The sequence below is a fragment of the Alloalcanivorax sp. genome, from assembly GCF_964221125.1.
GTDB classification, from domain to species: domain Bacteria; phylum Pseudomonadota; class Gammaproteobacteria; order Pseudomonadales; family Alcanivoracaceae; genus Alloalcanivorax; species Alloalcanivorax venustensis.
The window spans coordinates 1-3,476 of the sequence record NZ_CAXPXK010000041.1; the positions used below are offsets into that span (position 1 = coordinate 1).

Annotated in this window: 2 protein-coding genes; one reads left to right on the plus strand and one right to left on the minus strand. The window is 66.9% G+C overall.

The window, feature by feature from the left end; translation table 11 throughout:
- A partial coding sequence (locus ACEQZD_RS05570) for an oxygenase MpaB family protein (RefSeq protein ID WP_370184483.1) occupies positions 1-1,080 on the plus strand: 1,080 nt, incomplete at its 5' end.
- A gap of 100 nt (positions 1,081-1,180) precedes the next feature.
- On the opposite strand, the gene katG is transcribed toward ACEQZD_RS05570, so the two are convergent.
- Positions 1,181-3,442, minus strand: a complete 2,262-nt coding sequence (katG, locus tag ACEQZD_RS05575; protein ID WP_370184485.1) for a catalase/peroxidase HPI — start codon at positions 3,440-3,442, stop codon at positions 1,181-1,183.
- Positions 3,443-3,476 lie beyond the last annotated feature (34 nt).

The following is a 3,476-nucleotide window of genomic DNA, read 5'->3' on the forward strand; positions in this document are numbered from 1 at the left end:
GGGGACCCGCTCGCCGACGCGGTGGTCGCCATGTACCACCGTCTGCCCACGGGCGAGGGCCGCAAGCGGGTGGATCAGGCTCTGGAGCACGGCATCAACAGCGTCGAGGACGCCCCGGCTGAACTGACCGCGCTGTTTCACCAGGTCGACCACGAACCCATCTGGCTGGACCGGGCACAGCTCCGGCTGGCCTGCGAGGTCTCCCACCGCGTGGGCCTGGCCGGCGAACTGGTACTGCGCAATCTGTCCCTGATGGGCGGCTATCTGGCGGCGGCGGCGGCCAAGCCGCTGGCGTTCACCGGCGAGCTGGACCGCATGGCCAACCGGCGGCTGGTGGAGACCGGCAAATTCTGGATCGACGTGACCACCCCCGGCGGCCTGGAGCGTGACCGCGACGGCTTCAAAAGCGCCGTGCGCGTGCGCCTGATGCACGCCCAGGTGCGCGCCATGCTGCTCAAGTCCGACAAGTGGGACCCGGCCTGGGGGCACCCGCTGAACCAGTGGGATTCCATGGCCACGATCTTGGAATTTTCGGTGATCTTTCTCTCCGGTCTGCGCTCGCTGGGCTTTCTGTTCAGCAAGCGCGAGCGGGAAGCGGTGGTGCACCTGTGGCGCTACGTGGGCTACCTGATGGGCGTGGACGAACGCCTGCTGCCGGCCTGCGAGGCGGATGCCATGCGCGCGCTCTACCAGGTGATCGCCACCATCGGCGAGAGCGACGAGGACAGCCGCCGCCTGGGCGAGGCGCTGGCCCGGGCCTCGCTGCAGGACAGCGGCGACGGCTGGCTGGCGAAGCGTCTCGGCAAGCTGGAATACACCCTGCGCGCCGGCTATACCCGTTACGTCCTGGGCGACGACGCCGGCGATAAGCTGGGGCTGCCGCGCACCGCCACCAAGTACGTGTGGCCGGCGCAGATACCGTTAAGGTTGGGCGCGGAGCTGGTGCGCAAAAGCGTGCCGTCGGTGAACCGGAGCCTGATACGGCTGGGCGAACGGGCGCGCCGGGAGCAGTTCCCGAAACGGGTCCAGCGGCTGAAAGCGGACACCAGCTTTACGCCGGTGAAGAAACTGGCCCGCTAGCGCAAAAAAAAGCGGCGACAGGGTGTCGCCGCTAGGGGAAGTCCGCCGGCCTTGCACGGGCCGGCGGGAGGGTTGCCTGAAAAAGTTCTGAAGCAGGGTGTCAGAGCGCGGCGCGGTCCAGGTTCATCACCTTGGTCCAGGCGGCCACGAAGTCGCTCACGAACTTATCGTCGTTGTCGCTGAGAGCGTAGTACTCCGCCACCGCGCGCAGCTCGGCGTTGGAACCGAAGATCAGGTCCACCGGCGTGGCGGTCCACTTCAGCTCGCCGCTCTGGCGATCGCGCCCTTCGTAAAGACCTTCGTTGTTTTCCGACGGCGCCCACCGGGTGGACATGTCCAGCAGATTGACGAAGAAGTCGTTGCTCAGGGTGCCCGGGCGATCGGTGAATACGCCGTGGTCGGCGCCGTCCACGTTGGCGTCCAGGCTGCGCATGCCGCCCACCAGCACGGTCATTTCCGGCACGCTCAGCGTCAGCAGGTCGGCCTTGTCCACCAGGCTGTCGGTGGGGGAAAGCCGGCTCTCTTCACTGAAGTAGTTCCGGAACCCGTCCGCCTGGGGCTCCATCACCGCGAACGCCTCCACATCGGTCATGGCTTGAGTGGCGTCGGCACGCCCCGGGGTGAACGGCACCTCGATGTCGTGGCCGGCGTCGGCGGCGGCTTTCTCGATGGCCGCGGCCCCGCCCAGCACGATCATGTCCGCCAGGGAGATTTTGCTGCGGCGGAACAGCCCCCCTTCGTTGAAGTCGGCGCGGATCTGTCCCAGCGTCGCCAGCACCTGATCCAGCTCTTCAGGGTCGTTCACCGGCCAGTCCTTTTGCGGCGCCAGCGCGACCCGGCCGCCGTTGGCGCCGCCGCGCAGGTCGGAACCCCGGAAGGTGGAGGCGGAGGCCCAGGCGGTGCGCACCAGCTGCGGCACGGTGAGCCCGGACGCGAGGATTTCCTCTTTAAGGTCTTCCGCGTCGCCCTTGGAGATCAGCTTGTAATCCACTTCCGGAATCGGGTCCTGCCAGATCAAGGCTTCGTCGGGCACGTCCGGGCCCAGGTAGCCGGCGCGCGGGCCCATGTCCCGGTGGGTCAGCTTGAACCAGGCGCGCGCGAAGGCGTCCTCGAACTCTTCCGGGTTTTCATGGAAGCGCTTGGCGATCTTGCGGTATTGCGGATCGACCTTCAGCGCCAGGTCGGTGGTGAACATGATCGGGGCGTGGCGCTTGCCTTCGATGTGCGCGTCCGGCACCAGGTTGGCGGCCTGACCGTCGGCGGGGATCCACTGAATGTGGCCGGCCGGACTCTTGGTCTGCACCCACTCATAGCCAAACAGGTTGTCCAGGTACTGGTGCGTCCAGGCGGTGGGGTTCACCGACCAGGCGCCTTCCAGGCCGCTGGTGTAGGTGTCGGCGCCCTTGCCGGAGCCGCAGTTGTTCTTCCAGCCCAGGCCCTGTTGCTCGATGGGCGCGGCGGCGGGCTCCGCTTCCAGACAATCCTCCGCCTTGTGCGCACCGTGGGCTTTGCCGAAGGTATGACCGCCGGCGATCAGCGCCACCACCTCTTCATCGCCCATGGCCATGCGGGCGAAACTCTGGCGGATCGACTGCGCCGAGAGCATTGGATCCGGCTTGCCGTTGGGGCCCTCCGGGTTCACATAGATCAGGCCCATCTGCACGGCGGCCAGCGGCTTCTCCAGCTTGCCGTCCTCGTCGTGGCGCTCATCGCCCAGCCACTCGGTCTCCGAGCCCCAGTAGGTGATGTCCGCTTCCCAATCGTCCTCGCGGCCACCGGCGAAGCCATAGGTCTTGAAGCCCATGTCTTCCATGGCCACGGTGCCGGCCAGCACCATCAGGTCGGCCCAGGAAATACGGTTGCCGTACTTCTGCTTAAGCGGCCACAACAGACGGCGGGCCCTATCCAGGCTGACGTTGTCCGGCCAGCTGTTGAGCGGCTCGAAACGCTGCTGGGCGCCGCGGGCGCCGCCGCGGCCATCGTGCACGCGGTAGGTGCCGGCGCTGTGCCAGGCCATGCGGATAAAGAACGGGCCGTAGTGGCCGTAATCCGCGGGCCACCAATCCTGAGAGTCGGTCATCAGCGCGCGCAGGTCCGCTTTCAGCGCGTCCAGATCGAGCTCGGCGAAGGCCTCGGCGTAATCAAAATCGTCCGCCACCGGGCTGGATTTTTCCGCGTGCTGACGCAGCGGGCGCAGATCCAGGGTTTCCGGCCACCAGTAGGGGCTGGCCATCGGCGAACGGGCGGGGCTTTTCTGATAGCCGTGGTGGTAGCCCCCGGGCTGACCCAGGGGGCTGGCCGACACGGCCGTGGACGTTGCAAGCGTAAAGGCGGCCACTAAGGCGGCTTTTGTTATATTCACGGTCTCTCCTCGCGTTGTGAATGATTCGCAAACG